The following is a 23,444-nucleotide window of genomic DNA, read 5'->3' on the forward strand; positions in this document are numbered from 1 at the left end:
CCTCCCCCTTTGACATAGATGACCCCCTTGCCGGGCAGGCAAGGGGGATTCGTTTGTTTCGCTCCCTTGGACAAGCGGCGGCCAAAAGCACATGCAGCCCGCGACAAGCCTGAACGATGCCCGATGCCATGGTCTTGCCCCATTGATAAGCAAAATCGTTTCCTTTGTTTTTCCATCGTGCTAAAATTAATTAGAGAGACGAAAGAATACAGGAGATGACCTGCCTTGAACTGGAAACGAAGCGTCCGCGTTCTTTGGCTGTGCAATTTCATCCTATTTCGCGCAGGAGACTCCCACTTCAACGACCAAAGGGAGTAAGTGGGAGAGGAATGCGCGTTCCCCTTTTCTTTTGTGTATGATATAATAAAGGCGTGGAGAAAACCGTTTAATAAAGGCACTCCAATAACTGCTACTCGATGTATGGAGTTGGTTACAGGAAACGTTGTAACCGTAAAACATCGAGCGTAGGTCCGTCTGTTGTGTGTGGAAGCCAAGTACTGCCAACAGACACACCGAGAGAATCGGTAACGATGCAGGCATGACCTGCGTCGTTGGGTAGTTGTCAACCTGCCCTGATGCAACCCCAAGTCAAGGAAGGAGGACGAAGTCCGCTTGTACTTCTGGGGAGTTGCAAGCCCCCACTTCAAGCGTTAGCTAAGTGGGGGTAGTTGACGGTGTCGGCGGGAATGACGATAGTCATTCCGTTTTTGTCGCTGCTGTTGTGGGAAATGGGCATCACCGAGCACCATTCGTTGAGCGTCTGGACCGGTCTTGTCTTTTCGGCGACGTTTTTGTCGGCGGCCATCATGGCGCCGATTTGGGGGGTATTCGCCGATAAGTACGGCCAGCGCGCCAACCTCATCCGCGCGGGGATCGGCATGGGGCTGATCACCGGATGCATGGCGTTCGCCGCCTCACCGATAGCGCTTCTTGCTCTCCGATTTCTTGTCGGCTTTTTCTCGGGATTCATCACCGTCTCGTTTTCGTACTTGGCGCGCGTCGTGCCAAAAGACCATAGCGGCGAGGCGCTCGGGACGCTGCAGACGGGAAGCATCGCCGGCAACATCATCGGGCCGCTCATCGGCGGCGCCTTATCCGATTGGTTCGGCTTCCGCCCGGTGTTTCTCGTGACCGGGTTTTGCATTTTACTGACGCTCTTACCGGTCATTTTTTGGCTCGAAAAAGATCCCGTCGTGCCGCAGACAAAAGAAAACAAGGCCAGCTTCAAAGAAGTATTCAGACACCGGCCGCTCATCGTCTTATTTATCGCCACGTTTCTCGTGCAAATTGCGGTTCTTGGCGTCAACTCAATGATGACGATTTTTGTCCAGTCGCTCGTCGGCCATTCTCGCAATCTCGCCTTTCTATCCGGCCTCGCCTCGTCGATCACCGGCATCGCGACGATCATCGGCGCACCGTACTTAGGGAAACTCGGCGACCGGATCGGGCAGGAGAAAACATTACCGATACTGCTTGTGCTGTCCGGCTTGTTCGCCTTGCCGCAAGTATGGACGGACAACATTTATGAGCTGTACGTGTGGCGCTTCTTGCAAGGGCTTGTTGTTGGCGGCGTATGGCCGTCTATTCAAGCGCTCATCAACGCGCAAAGCCCGCGCCGCATTCAAGGGCGGGTGTTCGGCGTCACGGCAAGCAGCCGCTTCCTCGGCAACTTGACCGGCCCGACCGCCGCCGGCGCGGTCGCTGGGCTGTTTTCCATCGCCTACATGTTCGCGTTGTCCGGCCTCTTGCTCATCGCCACCGGCGCATTGGTCGGCTACGCCAACCGCCAGGCGGCAGCGGGGGCGCAGTCGTTTGACATAAAAGAAAAACTCGCCGCTTGGAAACACCGCCTCCATAGCCGGCACTAAGCCCGGTCCGTTTCGCAACGCCGGCGAAGAAACGTCGGTTTTGCCAGACCTCTCATTCGAAAAGAGGCAGTGCTCCGCCGTTTTCCACTGATAGACGCCGCCCGGCGAAAAACGGACAGAGCCCGAAAGGCGGATTCCTTTCGGGCTGTTTTGTTGAGCCAACGCCACAAGCAGAGAGCCTTGTCCCCATGCAAACGATGCGATAATCTTGACTTTCATCCCTCTCCATGACCGCCGTCCAGCTGGCAAGACGGCTGTAGCCATTCTCACCACGCCCGTTTCATCCGTTCCAGCAGCGCATACGGAATCGCTTCCCCGATCCGCCCGTTGCGCCCGGTCGTCGTCTCAGCCATCGTAAGCGAATTCCAAATCGCTTCCTCGGTCGCCTCAATCGCCGCTTGGAACAGCTCATTCATAAGCGGCGCATCGTCGCGGATGAGCGGCGGGACCGATTGAAGGGCAGAATCGGAAAAATGCGGGATCGTGTAAGCGTTGGAAAACGCAATCACAATATCACCGCTCCCGTGATGGACGCAGCTTCCCGTCCGCCCGAGCCCCACCGCCGCCCGCCGCGCCAGCCGCTTCAACTGCCGCGCATCAAGCGGCGCGTCAGTCGCGACGATCATCATAATCGACCCAGGCGGCACATCCCGTTCATCGAACGCCGGCGGCACATACGGCACGAACCGCAACTCCTCACGCCGGCCGAAATTGCTCACCACCAGCGCCCCGACCGTATACATCCCGCCCGCGATCCGCGATGAACTGCCGATGCCCCCTTTCCAGCCGAAACACATCATCCCCGTCCCGGCCCCGACCGCTCCTTCCTCCATCTCCACCCGGGCGTCGGCCAACGCCCGTTTCGCGTGCTCTTTCGTCACCGCCAGCGCCCGCGCCGTGTTCAAATAACTGTCATTGCACTCGCCGACGACAATGTTGATCGACCCGGTCGTATCGCCAATCTCCGGCGTCGCAGCAAGCATGGATTCGAGCGTCCCTTGCCAAACTTCCCCGACACTGAACGTATTCGTCAGCATAATCGGCGACTCGATCGTCCCAAGCTCCTCCACCTGCACCAACCCGGTCGTTTTCCCAAACCCGTTCAACACAAAGCAAGCCGCCGGCACTTTCTCCAAAAACAAATGGCCTCCGTGCGGCAGCACCGCTGTCACCCCGGTGCGAATCACCGTCCGTTCATCGACATCTTTACGAATCGTCACATGACCGACCCGCACCCCAGGCACATCCGTGATTTGATTGCGTCTCCCCACCGGAAGCGTGCCGATGGAAAAACCGAGATCGCGAAGCTTGCGGCGCATCCATCCCACCCCCGTCGCTTTTCTCCGCCTTCTTTCAAACCGTCCAACGCCAACGCAGCATGTCCGCCGACACGACGGTGAACGAGAAAGAAGCGTGATTGTTCCCATGTCAAGTATATCGCATCGGACTGAGGAAATGCAGCAGCGGCAAAGAAAGGCGGTGAACAACCATGCCTGGTGGATCAATGGGGCCATACAAAAAAAGCAGATGCCAAAACGTTCTCCATGTGCGAAACAAAAAAGCGGCTTCCTGCAAAGCAAGCGGCGCAAGAATGAGCAGCCGAAGCAAAACGAAGCGGTCGATCGGGGAAGTGCAGCCATCCGGTTTCTTCAAACGGAAGACGTTCATACGATGGCGTGACATTGAAGAGGGTTTCGCCTCTTATAGGCGCGACAAAAACTGGGCGGAAACGCGTGGAGAAAGCGGCCGACTCCGGTTTCAATCCCTCGTAGGTACGATAAAAACCATTGATAACAGCCAAAATATTATAAAGGTCAAACGGTTTTCAATCCCTCATAGGTACGATAAAAACGCCAATGCTGCATAATCGACGGCTTCAACTTGACGCCGTTTCAATCCCTCATAGGTACGATAAAAACGCGTCAAGTTCTGCGCGTTGCCGTAGCCGTCAAGGATGGTTTCAATCCCTCATAGGTACGATAAAAACTTTCTCTGACTTTCGATACTAGGTTCATCCCACATGGTTTCAATCCCTCATAGGTACGATAAAAACCCAAACCATGCGCATCAAATCAAGCTTTTTCCCTTTGGGTTGTTTCCAGAATATCACGTTGCAAATATTCTGTCAATATCGTTCAGCCGTGTTGGCTGTAGGATTTTGGCGCAAAAGAACATTGTCGTCGATCCCCCGGGGTTTTGGCACGATTGGAGGTCGACGACAATGTGGGGCTTGACGGCGAAGAGCCGTCTCACCCCTTCATCCTTTCAATCTTCTCCATCGGCAGTCCGGTCAGTTCGTGGATCGTGTCGACGTCGTATCCTTTCGCCAGCATTCTCTTCACCACGTCGAGCTTCCCTTCCTCGATCCCTTCTTGGCGTCCTTGCTTCATCCCTTGCTTTAACCCCTGTTCGATTCCTTGTTGTATTCCCTTTTCCAGCCCCCGCTGTTCGTATGAGACGATGAGCTCCATCACACGCTTTGCTTCCTTCGTTTCCATTTGGCTCACCTCGTGTCGCCGTTTTGCTTCCTCCTCTTCGGATCGCCGCAAATACGTCTCGAAAAAACCGAACAACAGCCGCTGTTTCGCTTCATCCAATTCGAGACGGACAAGCATGCGCAAAAATTCCTTTTTCACGTCGACTTTCTCCTCTTCATTATACCCCATTTTGCTTAGCAAGACGGTGGCAACCGAATTATTTGGTGGATGCAGCGCTAGGGCAGAACCATACGAGTGGGTTTCCCTCCACTCAAAATGATCTAATTTTTGAAAAAATGATTGCGTTTTCTAAAATTCCCCATTATTATAGTAATAGGATCATACCACAGCAATGATCTCAGGGTTACTATGATAAGGGCTTTCTGCCTAAGGCAGACTGACCCGCGGCGTTGGGGATCGCCTGTCGCCCGCTTTTGGCGGGCATTCCCCATCTTTGCGCAAACTCAGACCTTGGCGGAAAACGCTAAGGTCTTTTTTACTACATAGCTCTATTAACGGGAGGGGATCGACATGAGATACAAAATCGGCCTTGATATCGGCATTACCTCTGTAGGTTGGGCAGTCATGAACTTGGATATTCCTCGCATCGAAGATTTGGGCGTCCGCATTTTTGACAGAGCCGAAAATCCGCAGACGGGAGAATCCCTAGCTCTTCCCCGACGCCTCGCCCGCTCCGCCCGGCGTCGCCTGCGCCGCCGCAAGCATCGGCTGGAGCGCATTCGCCGTCTGATCATTCGTGAAGGAATTTTAACGAAAGAGGAACTGGACAAACTATTCGAGGAAAAACACGAAATCGACGTCTGGCAGCTGCGTGTTGAGGCATTGGATCGAAAATTAAACAACGACGAGCTGGCTCGCGTCCTCCTTCATCTAGCCAAGCGGCGCGGCTTCAAATCCAACCGCAAAAGCGAGCGCAGCAACAAAGAAAACAGCACGATGCTCAAACATATCGAAGAAAACCGGGCCATTCTCTCAGGCTACCGGACCGTCGGCGAAATGATTGTGAAAGATCCAAAGTTTGCGCTCCATAAGCGCAATAAAGGAGAAAATTATACAAACACGATCGCCCGCGATGACTTAGAACACGAAATTCGACTCATTTTCTCCAAACAGCGTGAGTTTGGAAACATGAGTTGCACGGAAGAGTTTGAGAATGAATATATCGCCATTTGGGCTTCCCAGCGTCCTGTCGCTTCCAAAGATGACATCGAGAAAAAGGTCGGCTTTTGTACCTTTGAACCGAAAGAAAAACGGGCGCCAAAAGCAACTTATACATTCCAATCGTTCATCGCCTGGGAGCACATCAATAAATTGCGGCTCATCTCCCCATCAGGCGCACGGGGGCTCACCGATGAGGAACGACGCCTTTTGTATGAACAGGCATTCCAAAAAAACAAAATCACCTACCATGATATACGGACGTTGCTCCATTTGCCTGATGACACTTACTTTAAAGGCATTGTGTATGATCGAGGCGAATCACGAAAGCAAAATGAAAACATCCGATTCCTTGAACTCGACGCCTATCATCAAATTCGGAAAGCCGTCGATAAAGTGTATGGAAAAGGGAAGTCAAGTTCATTTCTCCCAATCGATTTCGATACATTCGGTTATGCCTTGACGTTGTTTAAAGATGATGCCGATATTCGCAGCTACTTGCGAAACGAATATGAACAAAACGGAAAACGGATGCCAAATTTAGCGAACAAGGTATATGACAACGAGCTAATTGAGGAACTATTGAACTTGTCATTCACCAAATTCGGCCATTTGTCGCTAAAGGCGCTCCGCAACATTCTCCCGTACATGGAACAAGGAGAAGTCTACTCTTCGGCTTGTGAGCGGGCGGGATACACATTTACAGGGCCAAAGAAGAAACAAAAAACAATGTTGCTACCAAATATTCCACCGATCGCCAATCCGGTCGTCATGCGTGCATTGACACAGGCGCGAAAAGTGGTGAATGCCATTATCAAAAAGTACGGTTCGCCGGTATCCATTCATATCGAGTTGGCCCGCGATTTATCACAAACGTTTGACGAACGGCGGAAAACAAAAAAAGAACAAGACGAAAACCGGAAGAAAAACGAAACCGCCATCCGCCAGCTCATGGAATACGGGCTGACGCTAAATCCAACCGGTCTTGACATTGTCAAATTCAAACTGTGGAGCGAACAAAACGGGAGATGCGCCTACTCACTTCAACCGATCGAAATCGAGCGGTTGCTTGAACCAGGTTATGTAGAAGTGGATCACGTAATCCCGTACAGCCGCAGTTTGGACGACAGTTATACAAATAAAGTGTTGGTATTGACAAAAGAAAACCGCGAAAAAGGCAACCGCATTCCTGCCGAGTATTTAGGCGTCGGAACTGAACGCTGGCAGCAGTTTGAAACGTTTGTGTTAACAAACAAGCAGTTTTCCAAAAAGAAACGGGATCGACTGCTCCGGCTTCATTACGATGAAAATGAAGAAATGGAATTTAAAAGCCGAAATTTAAATGACACTCGGTATATTTCACGCTTTTTCGCCAACTTTATTCGTGAACATCTGAAGTTCGCCGAAAGTGACGACAAGCAAAAAGTCTATACGGTCAACGGCCGCGTTACCGCCCATTTGCGAAGCCGCTGGGATTTCAACAAAAACCGTGAAGAATCCGATTTGCATCATGCAGTAGATGCCGCCATCGTCGCTTGCACAACGCCAAGCGATATCGCCAAAGTCACCGCCTTTTACCAACGGCGCGAACAAAACAAAGAACTGGCCAAAAAGACAGAACCGCACTTCCCGCAACCTTGGCCGCACTTCGCCGACGAACTGCGGGCGCGTTTATCAAAACATCCAAAAGAGAGTATAAAAGCTCTCAATCTTGGAAATTATGATGATCAGAAACTCGAATCGCTACAGCCGGTTTTTGTATCCCGAATGCCGAAGCGGAGCGTTACAGGGGCGGCTCATCAAGAAACATTACGGCGCTACGTCGGTATCGATGAACGGAGCGGGAAAATCCAAACTGTTGTCAAAACGAAACTGTCCGAAATCAAGTTGGATGCGAGCGGGCATTTTCCGATGTATGGCAAAGAAAGCGACCCAAGGACATACGAAGCGATCCGCCAGCGTCTGCTTGAACATAACAATGACCCGAAAAAGGCATTCCAAGAGCCTTTGTACAAGCCGAAAAAGAACGGCGAACCCGGGCCTGTCATTCGGACCGTAAAAATCATCGACACAAAAAACCAGGTCATCCCGCTCAATGACGGCAAAACCGTCGCCTACAACAGCAACATCGTTCGGGTTGACGTATTTGAAAAAGATGGGAAATATTATTGTGTCCCTGTCTACACCATGGACATCATGAAAGGGATTTTGCCAAACAAAGCCATCGAGCCGAACAAGCCGTACTCCGAATGGAAGGAAATGACGGAGGACTATACGTTCCGATTTAGCCTGTACCCGAATGATCTCATTCGCATTGAGCTTCCGCGGGAAAAAACAGTGAAAACGACTACAGGTGAAGAGATCAACGTTAAGGATGTGTTTGTCTACTACAAAACGATTGACTCAGCCACAGGGGGATTAGAGTTGATCAGCCATGACAACCGTTTCTCGCTCCGCGGCGTCGGTTCAAGAACCCTCAAACGATTCGAGAAATACCAAGTAGATGTGCTCGGCAACATCTACAAAGTGAGAGGGGAAAAAAGAGTTGGGTTGGCGTCATCTGCTCATTCGAAAACCGGGGAAACTATCCGTCCGTTACAATCAACTCGTGATTGAACAGGAAGAAAAAGTTTCGATCCCGCTCGAGGATATTTGTTCCATTATCATCGAGGAGCAAGCTGTCAGCGTGACAGCAGCCGCTTTAAGCAAAATGGCCGAACATAACATTACATTATTCACCTGTGACCAAAAACGGCTCCCCAATGGGGTTCTGCAGCCGTTCCAAAAACATTCTCGTCAAGTGGGCGTGCTGCACATGCAGTACGCCTACTCCAAGCCTTTTAAAAAGCGAATTTGGCAGCGAATCGTGATTCAAAAACTCATCAATCAAGGCAAGTGTTTGGAGTTCCTGAACAAAGAAGGAGCCGACGACCTATACCGCATCAGCAAAACCGTCGACTCTGGGGACAGCAATAACCGTGAAGCGTATGGAGCGAAAAAGTACTTCCAGTATTTATTTGGCAGCGAATTTACTCGGCGAAGCGACTCCGTGGTGAACGCTTCTTTGAATTATGGATACGCCATTATGCGGGGACTCGTCGCCCGCTCTCTCGTTGGGGTAACTATTCAGCCACATCATAAAGTGAGCTGAATATTTTCTTCTTTCCTTGTCTATGATGTGAATATTGATAGACAAGGAGGTGAATCGCATGTTGACGGTACAACAAGCTGTATTTACAGTTGAGAGCTTAATCGGCAAAGTCCAACAACAAAAACAGCTCATTACTCACCAACAACAAGTCATTGAGCAACTGTTGAAAGAAAACAAACAGCTACGCAAAGAAAATGAACAACTGAAGTACCGTGTTCAAGAGCTGGAAGCACGCACGAAAAAAAACAGCTCCAATAGCCATTTGCCCCCATCTTCTGACCGTTTTGAGAAAAAGCGTTCCTCCCGCGAGCCGTCTGGCAAAAAGCCTGGTGGGCAAGAGGGACATGAGGGGAAGACGCTCCGTCAAGTGGAACATCCACATCATCGTGTCGTCCACCGTGTGCATACGTGTCAAGGATGTGGAGCTTCTTTGCGTGAAGTCAAACCGTTCAAAGTCGATATCCGTCAAGTGTTTGATGTCCCTCCTGTGGCGATCGAGGTGACACAACATGAACGTGAAGTGAAATCGTGTCCACATTGTCGATGCGTGCAACAAGCCGAATTCCCATCCCATGTCACGAATCATGTGCAATACGGTCCACGGCTCACGGCGCTCGTTGTTTATTTACATCATATCCAATTGATCCCGTACAAGCGTTTAAGTGATACAATCGAAGCGTTATATCAACACTCGATTAGTACGGGAACTCTTGCCAATATGGTGAAACGAGGACGCGAATCGTTGGAATCAAATATGGACATCATCGAAGACGCCTTACTTGAATCCAACATCCTGCATGTCGATGAAACGAGTTTGCGCATCAATGGGAAACTCGCATGGGTGCATGTCGCGTGTACATCGAGATATACATACTTGGCTCCTCACGCTTCTCGTGGAAAAAAAGCGACCGATGATATCGGGATTCTTCCCCGATATGAAGGGACGATGATGCACGATGCGTTCGGTACGTATCCGAAATACACACATGCCACCCATGCCCTTTGTCATGCCCACCATTTGCGTGAGTTAAAAGGATTCATCGAACAGGGGCATACGTGGGCGATGCGCATGACCACGTTTCTGTTAGCCGCCAAGCAAGCCGTCGAAGCCCATCACGGTGCACTTTCCGAAGAAGAAGCGAGACGGTGGGAACGAGTGTATGATCGCATCCTAGAAAGAGCACAACACCGATTAGAAACGATGACGCCTCTTCCGAAAAAAGCACTCGCTTTTGTTCGACGCCTTCAAAAACGAAAGGAAGAAGCGCTGCGTTTCTTACGTGAAGTACATGTTCCCTTTGATAACAACCAAGCCGAACGCGATCTTCGCATGGTCAAAGTCAAAGAGAACATTTCGGGTACGTTTCGCGAAGAAACATTCGCGCAGTCGTTTTGCATCGCAAGAAGCATCGTTTCCACACTGACGAAACACGAAAAAAACGTGTGGGATTCGTTATGTCTTCTGTTGGCAGGCGAAACGATCGATCGAGTTCTTTCCGCTACCTAGGGCATTTTCTATGACCGAAATGCCCTATTTGTGCTGGGCTTTTTTATACACTAGCACTGGGGTGAATAGTTACTCGTTGGGTATGGTTTTTTCCCATGCTTAGGAATTTACCATGATAACGAGTTGAACAAATTTAATCTCGCCGACGACTTTATGGAAGTATTGCGTCCGCTCGTTGACCTATACGTGGCCCAACACATTCAACCGGACGATGAATTTTCTCCGTCCATTCGGGCAGACTTATATAATTTAGCCAACATGGACATACTAGTGAATGGAGAAAAACTGACCGTCGTGAACGCGGTGGAAGAAATGACAAAAAGCTTCGTCACGGCAAGCCGAAGCCAAGACCCTTCGTTGTTGAAATTGCCGGAACTTCTCCCGTTGCAACTGCACGTGTATGAGTAAGTTTATGCGGTTGCTCGTCTTTTTCGATCTTCCCGTCGTGACCAACCGGGAGAAGCGCGAATACCGGCGATTTCGCACATTCCTGCTAAACGAAGGGTATGATATGTTGCAGTTTTCGGTCTACAGCCGCGTCTGCCACGGACATGAAGCAACGGACAAACATTTGGCAAGATTAAAACGCAACTTGCCCCCTCGAGGATCGATTCGGGCGATGGTCGTAACGGAAAAGCAGTACGCAAAAATGCAGCTGCTTCTCGGGGAACCAACGGCGCAAGAAAAGAAAGTGACATCCACCCAGCTGACGCTTTTTTAAAAAAAACAGAAATGGTTCCTCTTTTTGCATAAGCGCCTTTGCATTTTTTGAAAGCAAAAAAGCCTGCGATCCTTGAGATTGCAGGCTTTTTTGGATACGTATTATACCACAGCGATAATCTCAGGGGAACTATGACAATGCATTAAGTTTAATTTTTTTAAGCTCTATTATACCACAGCGATAATCTCAGGGGAACTATGACTGAGAAGGTTGATTCAAAATAATTATAAAAAATTATACCACAGCGATAATCTCAGGGGAACTATGACAGTTTTGCTTTTATATTTTGCCTGTTTTTGATTATACCACAGCGATAATCTCAGGGGAACTATGACACGGCGTTCCTCCTCTCGCATAAAACGCTCATTATACCACAGCGATAATCTCAGGGGAACTATGACCTTGAATCCAGATGGCAGCGTGAGTTGGAAATTATACCACAGCGATAATCTCAGGGGAACTATGACGGATTGCAACTTTTTGTTTTTCCCGTTTCAATTATACCACAGCGATAATCTCAGGGGAACTATGACTCCGATCACACTCCTTTTTTGTCTCGCAATATTATACCACAGCGATAATCTCAGGGGAACTATGACTGTCGATGGCGCCGTCAGCGACTTTCGAAGATTATACCACAGCGATAATCTCAGGGGAACTATGACTTGGTGAACTCCTCCTCGTCCTCTTGGTAGATTATACCACAGCGATAATCTCAGGGGAACTATGACAAAGCTGATGTACGGTCAGCCGCTGTTTATTATACCACAGCGATAATCTCAGGGGAACTATGACTTGAAAGGGGGAAAAGCAATGGATTTGTTTATTATACCACAGCGATAATCTCAGGGGAACTATGACAACCGGCTATTTTTCGATCATGGACAAAGTATTATACCACAGCGATAATCTCAGGGGAACTATGACGTGAAATTCGATGTTAACGAGACTACTGAGATTATACCACAGCGATAATCTCAGGGGAACTATGACGGAATCGCGGCAATCCATACAGAGGCCCCAATTATACCACAGCGATAATCTCAGGGGAACTATGACTGAACCAATTAGGGTCTTCACCATTTTCTGATTATACCACAGCGATAATCTCAGGGGAACTATGACCAATCCACTCTTGTGGGATTTCGATTGGTATTATACCACAGCGATAATCTCAGGGGAACTATGACACCGAATGTTCACAATAGCACCTTGTATAAATTATACCACAGCGATAATCTCAGGGGAACTATGACAAGCAGGGAAATTGACCGGCTTCCACATGCATTATACCACAGCGATAATCTCAGGGGAACTATGACATAAAGTACGGCTGGAAACCACGTTATAAAATTATACCACAGCGATAATCTCAGGGGAACTATGACTTCACATGGAGACCGGCTGGCAGGCCTTCGATTATACCACAGCGATAATCTCAGGGGAACTATGACTTCACACCCACAAGCAATTCCACATCCTCAATTATACCACAGCGATAATCTCAGGGGAACTATGACCCAACACACCGAACAATCACTTCGATTTGTATTATACCACAGCGATAATCTCAGGGGAACTATGACTCATCCGTCGGTCTTTCATGCGCAATTGTTATTATACCACAGCGATAATCTCAGGGGAACTATGACCCATTTCTGCTTCGATTTCGCTTGGGTCTCATTATACCACAGCGATAATCTCAGGGGAACTATGACCGACCTTTTTCTCTGGTGCCGGCTTCACGAATTATACCACAGCGATAATCTCAGGGGAACTATGACGGGTGTCACTATGACGAAACCGACATCCTTATTATACCACAGCGATAATCTCAGGGGAACTATGACATAACTATCTTCATCCGGAGAAGAATTCTCATTATACCACAGCGATAATCTCAGGGGAACTATGACTGGATTTTCTGCCGCTCATACTTTCCCCTATTATACCACAGCGATAATCTCAGGGGAACTATGACGCTAGTTGATGATTAAACTGGATGAGTTGATTATACCACAGCGATAATCTCAGGGGAACTATGACTCCTCAAAGAGGATGTCGCATATTTCCGCGATTATACCACAGCGATAATCTCAGGGGAACTATGACAAACGCATAAAACCGTTGTCGTCGATCCCCCGGGATTTTTGCACGATTGGGGGTCGACGACAATGTGAGGCTCGACGGCGAAGAGTCTGCTCTGCTTACCCCTTCACCCGTTCGATCTTCTCAACCGGCAGCCCGGTCAGTTCGTGGATCGTGGCGACATCATACCCTTTCGCCAGCATTCTCCTCACCACGTCGAGCTTCCCTTCCTCAATCCCTTTTTGGCGCCCTTGTTTAATGCCTTGTTTGATCCCTTGTTCGATTCCCTTCTCGATTCCCTTCTCGATTCCCTTTTCCATTCCCCGCTGTTCGTACGAGACGATGAGCTCCATCACTTGCTTCGCCTCCTTCGTCTCCATTTGGCTCACCTCGTTTCGCAGTTTGGCTTCCTCCTCTTCGGACAACCGCAAATACGTTTCAAAAAAACCGAACAACAGCCGCTGTTTCGCCTCATCGAGATCAAGGCGGACGAGCATGCGCAAAAACTCTTTTTTCACTTCGACCTTTTCTTCTTCATTATACCCCATTTTGCTTAACAAGGCAGCGGCGACGGGATTGTCATGGCGGATGTACGCGCGCCACGGCAGTTTGCGCAGCTCCACCGTCAAGTAACGAAAATCGAGAACGGTCAAGAACGGAAACTGGACGACCAATGAGGAAGGTTCATCGTGGTGTTCATCATAGCTGAAGATGGCGATCGGAACAATACGGCGGCGGTATTTTTGAAACAAGCGGCTGAAGTAGAGGAACATTCGCTCGGGGAAGGTCCGCTGTGCGTAGCTTTGGTGTTCGACATGAACAATGACGAGCCCATCTTCCCCTTTCATCTTCGTTTCCACCAACAAATCGACGCGGTGCTTCTCTCCGGCCGTCACGTCGGTAAACAGTTCTTCTGTGAGGAAAGTAAGGCGGTGAACGTCGATGTGCTCGTACACGTTGGGAAAGAAAAGAAGCAAAAACTCTTCGAAAAACGTCGACAGCAGCTCTTTGAACAACCGGTCGTGATCGATTCGCTGTTTGGCCACGTTTTCCCTCCTTGCGACATGGAATTCACGATATGTATTCGCTCTACGCGACGCAATTCCTTCTCATGAATGTAACTTTTTAGGAAGGAGGCCCGATCGCTTTGGGCTCCTTCCCTTGTCCTTCCTCTAGCTCGTGAATGCACTACCCGTTGATATCCCCTGTCAACCTCCCAATGATCGCCTCTTGATACCCGGCTTTTTTCTTTCGCCCGATGGCTTCTTTCACCGGCCGCAATGGTTCCGATGTGACGGATGCGAGTTTGGCGAGGCGCTCGGGTGTGAGTTCAACGACTGGGTTGGCGGCCGCATAATCGTCCAAGGAAAAGCGCCAGAGCGTGACGGCCTGTCCATACCGCTCCTGCAGCCGCTCTGCCATGGCCAATCCTTCTGGGTCGAAGTCGCCGGAGTAATACAGCTTGGCGCCTGAAGAGGCAAGAAGATCGAGTAGCTTCATCGTCGCCAAGTTCATTTGCCCGTTCGTGCTGACAAGCGGGGCGCGGGTGTCAAGCAGCGTCGAAAAGACGCCCGCGTTTTCGACAATGTACACCGTCCCCCCATGGGCAGGGCGGGCGCGGACAAGCGACAGCACATCTCTAAGCGGCATGTTCAGCGCCGTGTTCGCCTCCCAGGCAGCGGAGAAAACAGGATGCGGTCCGTCCTTGGTTTCAGCAAGAATGTTGGCGCATGTGACAAAGTTCAGGATATCCTCACGGAGCAAGCCGACGGACTGGAGCAACTCGTTGACGCTCTCTACAGATGCCATGTCCCAATCCCCGGGCACGGTCGCTTGCAACGCCGAAAGCAACAATCTCCCCGGTAGCGTGGACAAATCGAACGCATGCGGGTCGCCCGCCACTTGCTGGGCAAAGAGCGGGAGGCGCATGTATGACGGGAGCGGGAGGCGGCCGAGAGCCGCGCTGACAAGGCGGATGGCCTCCTCCAGGCTGCGGCGGTCGGTTTCGTACGCCGTTTGGACGAAGCGCTGAAGGCGGACCGACTCAACCCAATGATGCTCCTCGGTCAGACGCGCAAAAAAACGATCCCGTTCCTCTTCCTCCGCCTGGCGCCGTTCTTTGTTTGAGACAAGCGGGGCGCCGAAGTACTGTTCAAGCAGCTCGACAAGCCCAACGCCCGCAAACCTCGTCTGTCCGAGCTGTTTTTCAAACGCGATAAGGGAGACGCGGGAGACGTCTTTGCCGAAAAAGGCGGCCACCGCCTCCCGCTCTTCATCGGTGAACGCCTCTAAAGACACCGCGCCGCCGACGCGGCCGAGCGACTCGTACTTGTGCTTCATCTCGATAAACAGACGGCGGAAGCCCGGTTCAGAGCGGAAAAAGGCAGCCGCCTCCTTGGCCGTGCTCACGTTTCGATCGTCTCCCATTCTTTATCATTGACCATCAGCTGTTTGACGCGCCCGTTCCAACGGTAATGAATGACGGTCACAAACGACGCATTGCGCGGACGGACGAGTTCGCAAATGGACAACGCGGGCACGGTGTCGTAGTCGCCCCAAAGCGCCTGCGAGTTCATGATGTAGTTAAAGCCGAGCTGTTCGACAAGTCCGAACAGGTTGCGGATGTTGTTTTCATCGACGCCGGCGAACGCCTCGTCGAGCGAAATGATGTACGGGGCATCATCGCCCGCTTCTTGGTAGCGCGAATACGCCGCGGCGAAAAGGGGAATGTACATCGCCATCGCCTTTTCCCCACCGCTGAATTGGTAAAAGCGGTGGTTCGTCAGCTCGCGTTTCGGCTCGTTTGTTTTTTCATAGTACAAAGTGAAGGAAAACCATTTCCGATAGTCGAGTACTTCTTTAATGATTTGATGGAGCGTGCTGCCTTGGCCGCGCTCTTCAAGCAATTCGCGGGCGCGGGCGATTTTCGAGCGGAAATGGTTCGTCACTCGCTGTAAATCTTCCTCTCTAAGCAGCCGCGGATCAAGCCGCAACAGACGGACCAACTCTTTCGTATCGAGCTCCGCTTCCGTCTCCGCCGTTTTCGGCTTCCATTGAATGGACAGCACAAGCCCTGATGATGTGTCGAGGCCGCCCATCAGTTTATTCATCTCATTCACCCACCGTTCGGCGCGCTGGATGCGGCTGCGCAAAATGCGGCCGACTGATTTTAAGATGACGTCCTCATACAGCTCGCGGTCTTGTTCTTTCATATACTCGTGCTGCAAGACGATGTCGCGCTCCACTTCCGCCAGCACCGCAAACGGCGTGGCGCGCTCGCCTTTGTAGTCGAGGTAAATGACGTGCCGTTCTTGTTTCTCCCGCCAGTCCGCGGCTTTCATGGCCATCTCATCGTCTGGGGCAGCGGCGGTCCATTCGGGCTTCGTTTGTTCTTCCAGCGGCTCGAAGGACGCCCGGTATTCGGTCAAGTTGGACGACTCTTGGAAAAAGACGGTGTTCAGCCGCGCCAGAAGCGAGGAACGCGTCTCTTTTAACACTGCTTCGTACCGTTGTTTCGCTTCTTTCGCCTGCTCCAGGAGAGAGCGGGAACGATCAAGATCCACAAGCCCAAGCGCCGCTTCACGGGCAAACGACTTTTCCCACATCACGGCGAGCTCGCGGGCGAACGCTTCCCGCTGCGCCCCTTTTTCCCGCTCTTCGACTAAGCGCATGAGCCGCTGTTCCGTCCGCGCCCGTTCGTTGACAAGGCGCGGAATTTCTTGGCGCAAAGACGCCAACCGTTCTTGAATGCGGGCGATTTCGGCGCGAATGTCATCCGCCCCCATTTGTGCGAGCGTCCGCTCCATCTCCGCGATTCGCAAGGCGAGCCGCTCGGTTTCATCCCGAAGCCGATTTCGTTCGCCTTTCGCTTCGTCGATCTCCGTTTCCAGCGCCGCGAGCCGCTCGCGCTGTTGGGCGATCATCGCCTCGGTATGGCGCGTTTCGCGGTAAAGCACTTCGAGTTCGTGCACATGGCGGACGTACGATTTCATGGCGAGCTGGGCTTGTTCACAGCCGTCTAAAGTAAAGGCCAAATCGAGCTCGGCCGACTCGTCGTGGAGCTGTTGTTTGATTTGTTTCCATTCGCGCGCCAAGAGAGCGGCTTTTTCTTCTTGCCGCTTCCATTCCCGTTCTTTGCTTTCGGCTTGGCGGCGCGCTTCTTGCGCTTCGTCAAACGCGGTGCGCACATCGCGGTCCGATGGGAAGGACGCCAACCAGTCGGCGAGCGCTTGAATGGCCGCTTCCACCGCCTGATGCGCCCCGCGCAGACGGTCGATCTCTTGCCCCACAGCGGCGATCTCGGCTTCCAGCGCCGCGATGTTTTCAAGCCGCCACCGTTCGCGCGCCGCACGGCCAATGAACATCGCCTTCGATCCCCGCGGCGCATGGCCGCGGACAAGGCCGAGCGAATAGCGCCCCGTTTCATCGATCGTCATGCCGCCTTCTTGGTCGGCATCGGTGATGACGATGCTTCGGAGCACTTCGTCAATCCGCTCCATTGACACAGGGGCATTGGCATCTGGGCGCAAATAATCAGCAAGCGTGTGCGCCATATGGACCGGTTTCGGAATGAGCACACGGTCGCAGGCGACGTCGATCTCGCGAGCAGTAATGAGGGCATCAAGCAGCCCCGCGTGCGAAAGCGCCGATTCGATTCGCTCGCGCACATCGTCAGGCACATCGTCGACAAATTCCACCGCGGCATAAAGCGGGACAAACGGAATGCCTTTCTCCTCCAACGCCAACCGGGCGGCAGTGGTTTGTTCATCCCGTTCAGGCTCGGGGTCGCGTTGTTCCCGCCAACGGCGCAGTTCGGCTTCACGTTCTGCCCGTTTTTCTTCCAACAGACGGATGTCATGCTCGAGCCGCCATTTCTCATCCTTTTTCTTGCCGACGGCATCGTAATACGCTTGCACGAACGGGCGCTTCAGATCATCGAGCGAATACTGTTCATAGAGGGCGCCCATTTGTCGCAAAAACGCCTGAATGTCCGTTTCGGAAACGTCGATTCCTCCCTGCTCGACCCAGGCAAGCACGGCTTGTTCAAACCGCTCTTTCTCCTCTTCGAACAGCTCTTCCCATTTCCATTGCTGGTGGCGCCATTCGTCCATTTCCCGCCGCCTTTCGCCTGCTTCGGTGCTCGCTTCTTCATAGCGTCGTTTCACCTCGTCATGCCTGCGCCAAAGACGCGCCAACTCCTCGAGCTGCTCGATATGGCGGTCGGCTTCCTGTTTCCAAGCGGCAAACGAAAACTCTTGTTGCTTTTGGCGATGGCGGTGAAAATCGTCTTCGTTCGTTTCATGCAAGGAAAAGGATCCTTCGTCGGCATCCATACGCAGCTGCTCCAGCTCGTCTTCAAGCTTCTGCTCAAGGTCATCCAGCCGCGCTTCCGCTTCATCGAGGCGGCGGCGGTGCTGACGTTCCTGTCGTTCTTTTTCCGCAATCGTCTGCTCGTGCCGCTCCCGCCGTTCCTCTAGGCGCTGCCGTTCGGCTTTCAGCTGTTCATACTTTTCCGCCTGCTGGAACACTTCATGGCCAGCCAAGTCGATTTCGCGCGCTCGCAGCACGTCTTCTTCGCGGCCGAGGCGGGTGATGGACTCCTCAAGCTCATCAAGCGCCTTTCGCGTCTTTTCTTCTTCATCGTGAAGGCGTTGTTGCTCGGCGGCGAGCTGTTCGGCCTGCTTGACCGCTTTTACGTATTCTGCCGCCTTTTCGGCGATCATATATTCGTTGTACAGGCGGTATTGATCGCAAAGGCGCTTCAACGCCCGTTCGTCGCGTTCGAGCTGCTCAAGCTGCTGCTTGGCTTGGTCCATGTTTTCAATTGTTTCGGATAAATGGCGGAGCTCGTCATCGGTCAACGGAGGCAGCGAGCTTTCCAAAATCTCATAAATCACCGTCGGCTTAAAGTCTTTCGACAGCTTCGGGCTGCGCAGTTGAATGAGCAGTTCGATCAATTCTTGAAACGCCTCGAGCGATTCAAAGCGAAACACATGCTTATTGACGAGCTCCATATACTCTTTTTGCGTCTCGACGACCGTCCCGCCCGCGCCGAGCGCTGTGGCCAGCTCCCGCTTGGTCAGCGGGATTTTTTCACCTGTTTTTTCTTGTTTATACAACTGAAGGTCATAGCCGATGCGGCGGTTGTCGAACATGACAAACCCCCAAAAGTCGAGGCTTTTTTGCCGCTTTGCCCGCAGGCCGATGCCCGTTGTGACGTATTGGTCGGATGCTTTTCGTTTGTATTCCAAAAACAAATACCCCGTCCGCTCATCGCGATTGACGACGTCTTTTTCCCCAAGCAAGTAGTCTTCCATGCGCCGCGCCCGTGAGCCGAACGGATCGAGGCGATCGGGCGTCTTCTTGCCGTCTAAAAGCACCGGGATCAAGCTTTGCATCGTCACCGACTTGCCCGCCCCGTTGCTTCCCCGCAACAGCAGCTTGCCGTCAGCGAAATGAAAATACTGCTCGTCGTAATACCAAAAATTAATCAGCCCCGCACGATGAAGCACCCATGGATTCGCCATGTTCTCCTCCCTCTTTCGCGTCAAAATCATCTGGATACCGTCCCGACACCCGCCCGAGGAGGGGATAAAGGACGATCATTCCGGTGTCGTGCTCCACATCGGCCATGCGCCATTCGTTGAGCGCCGCAAGCACTTCGCGGACAAGCTCGGCAGCCGACATGTCGCGGTACGTTTTCCCCCACCCCGCCCCGTAACGGCGGCGGCAATCGGTAAGCCAGGCGGAAAATTGTTCAGACGTCAACCGGATGCGGCCGTATTCATCCGGCGGATATTCCCCAAGCCGCTCGCGCACCAAGGCGGCAAAATGAAGGATGATCTCCGACGTTCCTTTCTGATCAGGAAATACGGTGTACGGCGCCTGCCGCTCAGGCAACGTCAACATGGCGGCGTTTTTGTACAACTCGTACCGAAACGGCGTATGCGCTTCGATGTCATCGCGCAGCCGATGGCGGAAGTTGCGCAAGTAGTAAAAATCTTGCTCGTCCCCTTCCGTCCGATGCACCGCCGGGGATAAAAACAGCTTCCGATACAGGCGATGGCGCCGATAATCTTGCGGCGAGGCTTTCCACTCCTCGGCGAGCAATTCGTCGATCGATTCATATTGCAACAAATCTTTCGGATACGTGCGCATAAAATAACGAGCCAACACTGGCACTTCGTACAACGCCTCTTCCTCCACATGCTGGGCGAACGCCTCAATCTCCCCATCCATCCGGCGGACGAGTCCGATTTGTTCCGCCGTTTTCAACACGCGGATGAGCGCGCGCCGATGCGCGTAGTTCGTCCAATCGACTGGCAAATCCCCTGGGTACATGGCGCGGATTTCTTCGCATACGTCAGAAAGCAAAAACTTTTCTTCCACCGCCTTGCCTTCCAAATACGCCATCAAGCAGCAAAACAGCGCATAATCGAGCGGCTCTTGAAACGACTCGATGCCCATCCACGGCTCGGGATCGGCGGGAATTTTCTCGAGCTTGGCGAAATAGCGGTGGACGATGAGTCGATACCCAAACTTCTCCTCCACATACCGTTTCAACACATGTTCACGCTCGCGGACGAGCTGGTACAAATCCGGCTCTTGGTCGCGAATGATCCAAAACTGCTCAAACAGCGCGGCGAGCGCTTCTTTCGCCTTGTCGTCAAACGCCGTTTCCATCCTCACTCACCTCCCGAAAGCACATGAATTTCGTAGTTCGGCATCACGAGTTCCCCATCTTCTGCGCGAAGGCAAATCGTCCCCTCTTTGTTCACCACTTTGACCACCCACCCGTTTTCCGTCTTCATTGCTTGCCCCTCGCGCCCCATCGCCTTGGCGATCCAACCGAGCAGCGTTTTCCGTACGTATGGGGTCACCTCAGGAAGGTCGGCAAGCACGATTTTCCCGTCGGTCACAAATTGCTTCAGCTCGGCTTCCTCGCGCTCTTTTTCTTCCAAATAGCGAAGGCGCGCTTCTTCTTTCTCCCGTTCTTTGTCTTCTATCGCCTGCGGCTTTTTCTTTTCCCCGTAATGGCGGACGCGCGGCTTCGTCACCCACTCGGCTGGCGGCTCGTCCCATACGTCGCGGTATATGTTGTCGGTCGCCTCCGCATCAGCGACGAGATGTTTCGTATGGAAGCAGCCGAACACGACCGCTGACAGGCAGTGCGCCTCTTCAATCGATTCAAGGCGGGAAAACCAGCGCGCCAAATGCAAGTAGTCGCCTTTGCGGCTGCGAAAATGATGATGCCGCTCGCCAAGCCGCTGCACGACGCGCGTCAGGCGGCGAATCGCCTCATTTGTCTGGTATTGCAAAAACGAAAGCTCGCTCTCGCGCCCATCGCGGCCTAAAAACCATTCGCACAGGCTGCGCCACGTCTCCCATTTTTCTTCAATCTGGACAGCGCGCGGCGGCGGCGCATCGGCAAAGCGCGGGATCGACCGCTCATAGTCGACGACACGCTCGATGAACTGCCGAACCCCTTCTTCCGGCAAGTCTTCAAGCAATTGTTCAATCTGCATCGACGTTTTTTGCAAGGCGACGATAAAATCGCGCAAATAAGCAGTAAACTGCTCTTTATAAACGAGAAACGACTCCGATGTCATCCGCTCTTCCAAATTTTCACCGTGCAAATAAGCGATATAGTCGGCGGAATTTTGGATGATTTTTTTGAAATAATCGAACGTCTCTTCCCATACTTGATGCATTTCATCCGGCTGCTCTTGAAAATCAGAGGCGATGATCGTTTCTATGCGAGAAAGAGAGGCATACAAACGGTCAAACCGCGTTCTCTCGAGCGACCCCCCAAATGAATCCCCAAGCTGCTCGAGCGTGCGGATCATCCGTTCGATTTCGACCGTGTACGGGCTGCATTGATAGCGGAACCGCTTTTTCTTAAACTCTTCAATCGTCCGCACGTGAGAAGTCTCTTGACGGGCGATCAAGTTGTTCCATTTGACGAGCTGGTCGAGGTCTTGCTGCAGCTCTTCCTCAGTGTAATCGGCAAACTCCTCGTGCTGCTTTAAAAAGGCGTACACTTCTTCCGGAAACAAATATTGCCGCATCCGCTCGTGCTGAATGTAGAAATAGCGCAAAATCGCCCGGTAGCGGTGCGCGTTTTCCGTCGATAAATATTTTGTTTCGACAATGGGCTTCAACCACGTGGCGTCCATCTCCGTCCACCTTTGCTTCGGTTTTTTCCTATGTTTATTGTAACGATTTTCTCCGCTCTTTTTCTAGCAAAAACCGTTTTCCTATTTTTTCTCGCCATCGGCGCGCGTTTTTTGTAAAATAGAGGGGAAAAGGAGGTGAAACGAATGGAAGCGTTGCTGCGGGAAATTTTGCATGAAGTGAAAGCGACGCGCACGGCGGTCGAGTCGCTCGAGCAGCGGGTTGGCGCCTTGGAGGGGCAAGTGGCCAATCTCAATGAAAGAACGGGTGCCCTTGAAGTGCTGGCGGCCAACCTTAATGAACGAACGGGCGCTCTCGAAGCGCAAATGGCCCAGCTCAATGAGCGGACGAGCGCCCTTGAGCAACAATTCACTCAGCTGAACGAGCGGACAAGCAACCTCGAACACCAAGTCGCCCAACTGAGCGAACGCATGGGCACCGTCGAACACCAAGTCGCCCAACTGAACGAACGCATGGGCACCGTCGAACACCAAGTCGCCCAACTCAACGAACGCATGGGCACTGTCGAACACCAAGTCGCTCAACTGAACGAGCAGACGACCACGCTTGCGCAACAAATCGACTTGCTGGATGAGCGCACAAGCGAAACGAAGGCGATCGTTGAAGCGCTCCGCCATGGGCAAGAAGTGCTGACCGCCAAATACGAGGCGATGGCGCACGACCTTCATCATATGAAAGGCGACCTCACCCGTATCACATCCATCCTTGAAGACAAAGTGCTGCCTGCCCTCGCCGAACATGAAGCGGGACTCTCTGTTTTAAACGCCCGCGTCTTCAAAACGGAAAGCGCCCTTCATCGCCTTGTTTATGCGTAACACGTTCCCCACAGAGAAATGTTCAACACCTATTCCCTTTTCACTAGGCAGCCGTGAGCTGCCTTTTTTGTTCGAGTGTTTATCGATTAGCCTTCACCTTGACCATTTGCCAAGGCGCCGGCCTTCTCGCGGCAAGTGGTAGCATAACCCCGCACTCTCGATGAACGGCGCGGGTCATGCCTGGCTGGCGCATCGATGGATGAACACGAGGCTTATGCAAACATCTCGAATTCGGAGCATCTAGGAGGATTCGCAAGCATTCCCGAGCATTTTTCAGGATCAAGGAGGAGAGAACGTTCATCGCCGCGAGAGCAAGCGAGAAGCAAACATATCGGCCGATACCAAATTTGCCAGCCGCACCCAAATTACGGTATCCTTTGTTTGTGACGCTTTTTCACCTCCCTCCGCGTCTTTTTGCTGCTTTTTTTATCCCCGTTCATTTG

General features: G+C 52.1%; 14 protein-coding genes, 1 pseudogene and 2 CRISPR repeat arrays. Of the genes and pseudogenes, 8 read left to right on the forward strand and 7 right to left on the reverse strand.

Annotated features, from left to right (window positions below; genetic code table 11):
- Positions 1-686: 686 nt before the first annotated feature.
- Positions 687-1,868, forward strand: a complete 1,182-nt coding sequence (locus tag CD000_RS13975; RefSeq protein ID WP_096226301.1) for an MFS transporter — start codon at positions 687-689, stop codon at positions 1,866-1,868.
- 266 nt (positions 1,869-2,134) lie between these two features.
- On the opposite strand, the gene CD000_RS13980 is transcribed toward CD000_RS13975, so the two are convergent.
- A complete protein-coding gene (locus tag CD000_RS13980; protein ID WP_096225889.1) occupies positions 2,135-3,187 on the reverse strand; it encodes a DmpA family aminopeptidase in 1,053 nt (350 codons plus the stop codon).
- 94 nt (positions 3,188-3,281) lie between these two features.
- Here CD000_RS13980 and CD000_RS13985 point away from each other — a divergent pair, with 94 nt between their 5' ends.
- Positions 3,282-3,548, forward strand: a complete 267-nt coding sequence (locus tag CD000_RS13985) for a hypothetical protein (protein ID WP_223812571.1) — start codon at positions 3,282-3,284, stop codon at positions 3,546-3,548.
- A 75-nt stretch (positions 3,549-3,623) separates the two neighbouring features.
- Positions 3,624-3,921: a CRISPR direct-repeat array (repeat unit 30 nt; unit sequence GTTTCAATCCCTCATAGGTACGATAAAAAC).
- A 196-nt stretch (positions 3,922-4,117) separates the two neighbouring features.
- Here CD000_RS13985 and CD000_RS13990 read toward each other — a convergent pair.
- Positions 4,118-4,567 (reverse strand): annotated as a pseudogene (locus tag CD000_RS13990) (RpnC/YadD family protein); the annotation flags it as partial.
- Positions 4,568-4,876: 309 nt separating this feature from the next.
- Between CD000_RS13990 and cas9 the strand changes: the two are divergent.
- The 5 genes from cas9 to cas2 all read left to right on the forward strand — a co-directional run bounded on the left by cas9 (position 4,877) and on the right by cas2 (position 10,903).
- Positions 4,877-8,140, forward strand: coding sequence for a type II CRISPR RNA-guided endonuclease Cas9 (gene cas9 / locus CD000_RS13995; protein ID WP_096225890.1), 3,264 nt, complete (start codon positions 4,877-4,879; stop codon positions 8,138-8,140).
- On the forward strand, positions 8,070-8,675 hold the full coding sequence (gene cas1, locus CD000_RS14000; RefSeq protein ID WP_233130458.1) for a type II CRISPR-associated endonuclease Cas1: 606 nt from the start codon (positions 8,070-8,072) through the stop codon (positions 8,673-8,675). The genes cas9 and cas1 overlap by 71 nt, the downstream gene beginning before the upstream one ends.
- A 58-nt stretch (positions 8,676-8,733) precedes the next feature.
- Positions 8,734-10,182 carry an IS66-like element ISGst1 family transposase gene (locus CD000_RS14005; RefSeq protein ID WP_096225413.1) on the forward strand — a complete coding sequence of 483 codons (1,449 nt, stop codon included), beginning with the start codon at positions 8,734-8,736 and terminating at the stop codon, positions 10,180-10,182.
- 123 nt (positions 10,183-10,305) lie between these two features.
- The gene (locus CD000_RS14010) at positions 10,306-10,590 is read left to right on the forward strand and encodes a CRISPR-associated endonuclease Cas1 (RefSeq protein ID WP_233130459.1); all 285 of its coding nucleotides are present in this window, start codon (positions 10,306-10,308) and stop codon (positions 10,588-10,590) included.
- A 4-nt stretch (positions 10,591-10,594) separates the two neighbouring features.
- Entirely contained in the window at positions 10,595-10,903 is a 309-nt protein-coding gene (gene cas2, locus CD000_RS14015) for a CRISPR-associated endonuclease Cas2 (RefSeq protein WP_033016933.1), read from the forward strand.
- 100 nt (positions 10,904-11,003) lie between these two features.
- Positions 11,004-13,015: direct repeats of the CRISPR family, unit length 36 nt; unit sequence ATTATACCACAGCGATAATCTCAGGGGAACTATGAC.
- A gap of 95 nt (positions 13,016-13,110) precedes the next feature.
- Here cas2 and CD000_RS14020 read toward each other — a convergent pair.
- The 5 genes from CD000_RS14020 to CD000_RS14040 all read right to left on the reverse strand — a co-directional run bounded on the left by CD000_RS14020 (position 13,111) and on the right by CD000_RS14040 (position 22,167).
- Positions 13,111-14,037: an Rpn family recombination-promoting nuclease/putative transposase gene (locus CD000_RS14020; protein WP_096225891.1), complete on the reverse strand. Its 927-nt coding sequence runs from the start codon at positions 14,035-14,037 to the stop codon at positions 13,111-13,113.
- A gap of 142 nt (positions 14,038-14,179) precedes the next feature.
- On the reverse strand, positions 14,180-15,400 hold the full coding sequence (locus tag CD000_RS14025; RefSeq protein ID WP_096225892.1) for a TIGR02679 family protein: 1,221 nt from the start codon (positions 15,398-15,400) through the stop codon (positions 14,180-14,182).
- Complete coding sequence (locus CD000_RS14030; protein ID WP_096225893.1) at positions 15,397-19,518, reverse strand: TIGR02680 family protein; 4,122 nt, start codon at positions 19,516-19,518, stop codon at positions 15,397-15,399. Before CD000_RS14030 ends, CD000_RS14025 begins: the two co-directional genes overlap by 4 nt.
- Positions 19,478-20,674 carry a TIGR02678 family protein gene (locus CD000_RS14035; protein ID WP_096225894.1) on the reverse strand — a complete coding sequence of 399 codons (1,197 nt, stop codon included), beginning with the start codon at positions 20,672-20,674 and terminating at the stop codon, positions 19,478-19,480. The genes CD000_RS14030 and CD000_RS14035 overlap by 41 nt, the downstream gene beginning before the upstream one ends.
- Positions 20,675-20,676: 2 nt before the next feature.
- Positions 20,677-22,167: a TIGR02677 family protein gene (locus tag CD000_RS14040; protein WP_096225895.1), complete on the reverse strand. Its 1,491-nt coding sequence runs from the start codon at positions 22,165-22,167 to the stop codon at positions 20,677-20,679.
- Positions 22,168-22,311: 144 nt separating this feature from the next.
- Between CD000_RS14040 and CD000_RS14045 the strand changes: the two genes are divergently transcribed.
- The gene (locus tag CD000_RS14045; protein ID WP_096225896.1) at positions 22,312-23,001 is read left to right on the forward strand and encodes a hypothetical protein; all 690 of its coding nucleotides are present in this window, start codon (positions 22,312-22,314) and stop codon (positions 22,999-23,001) included.
- The last annotated feature ends 443 nt before the right edge of the window (positions 23,002-23,444 follow it).

The sequence above is a fragment of the Geobacillus sp. FJAT-46040 genome (genome assembly GCF_002335725.1).
Classification (GTDB): domain Bacteria; phylum Bacillota; class Bacilli; order Bacillales; family Anoxybacillaceae; genus Geobacillus; species Geobacillus thermoleovorans.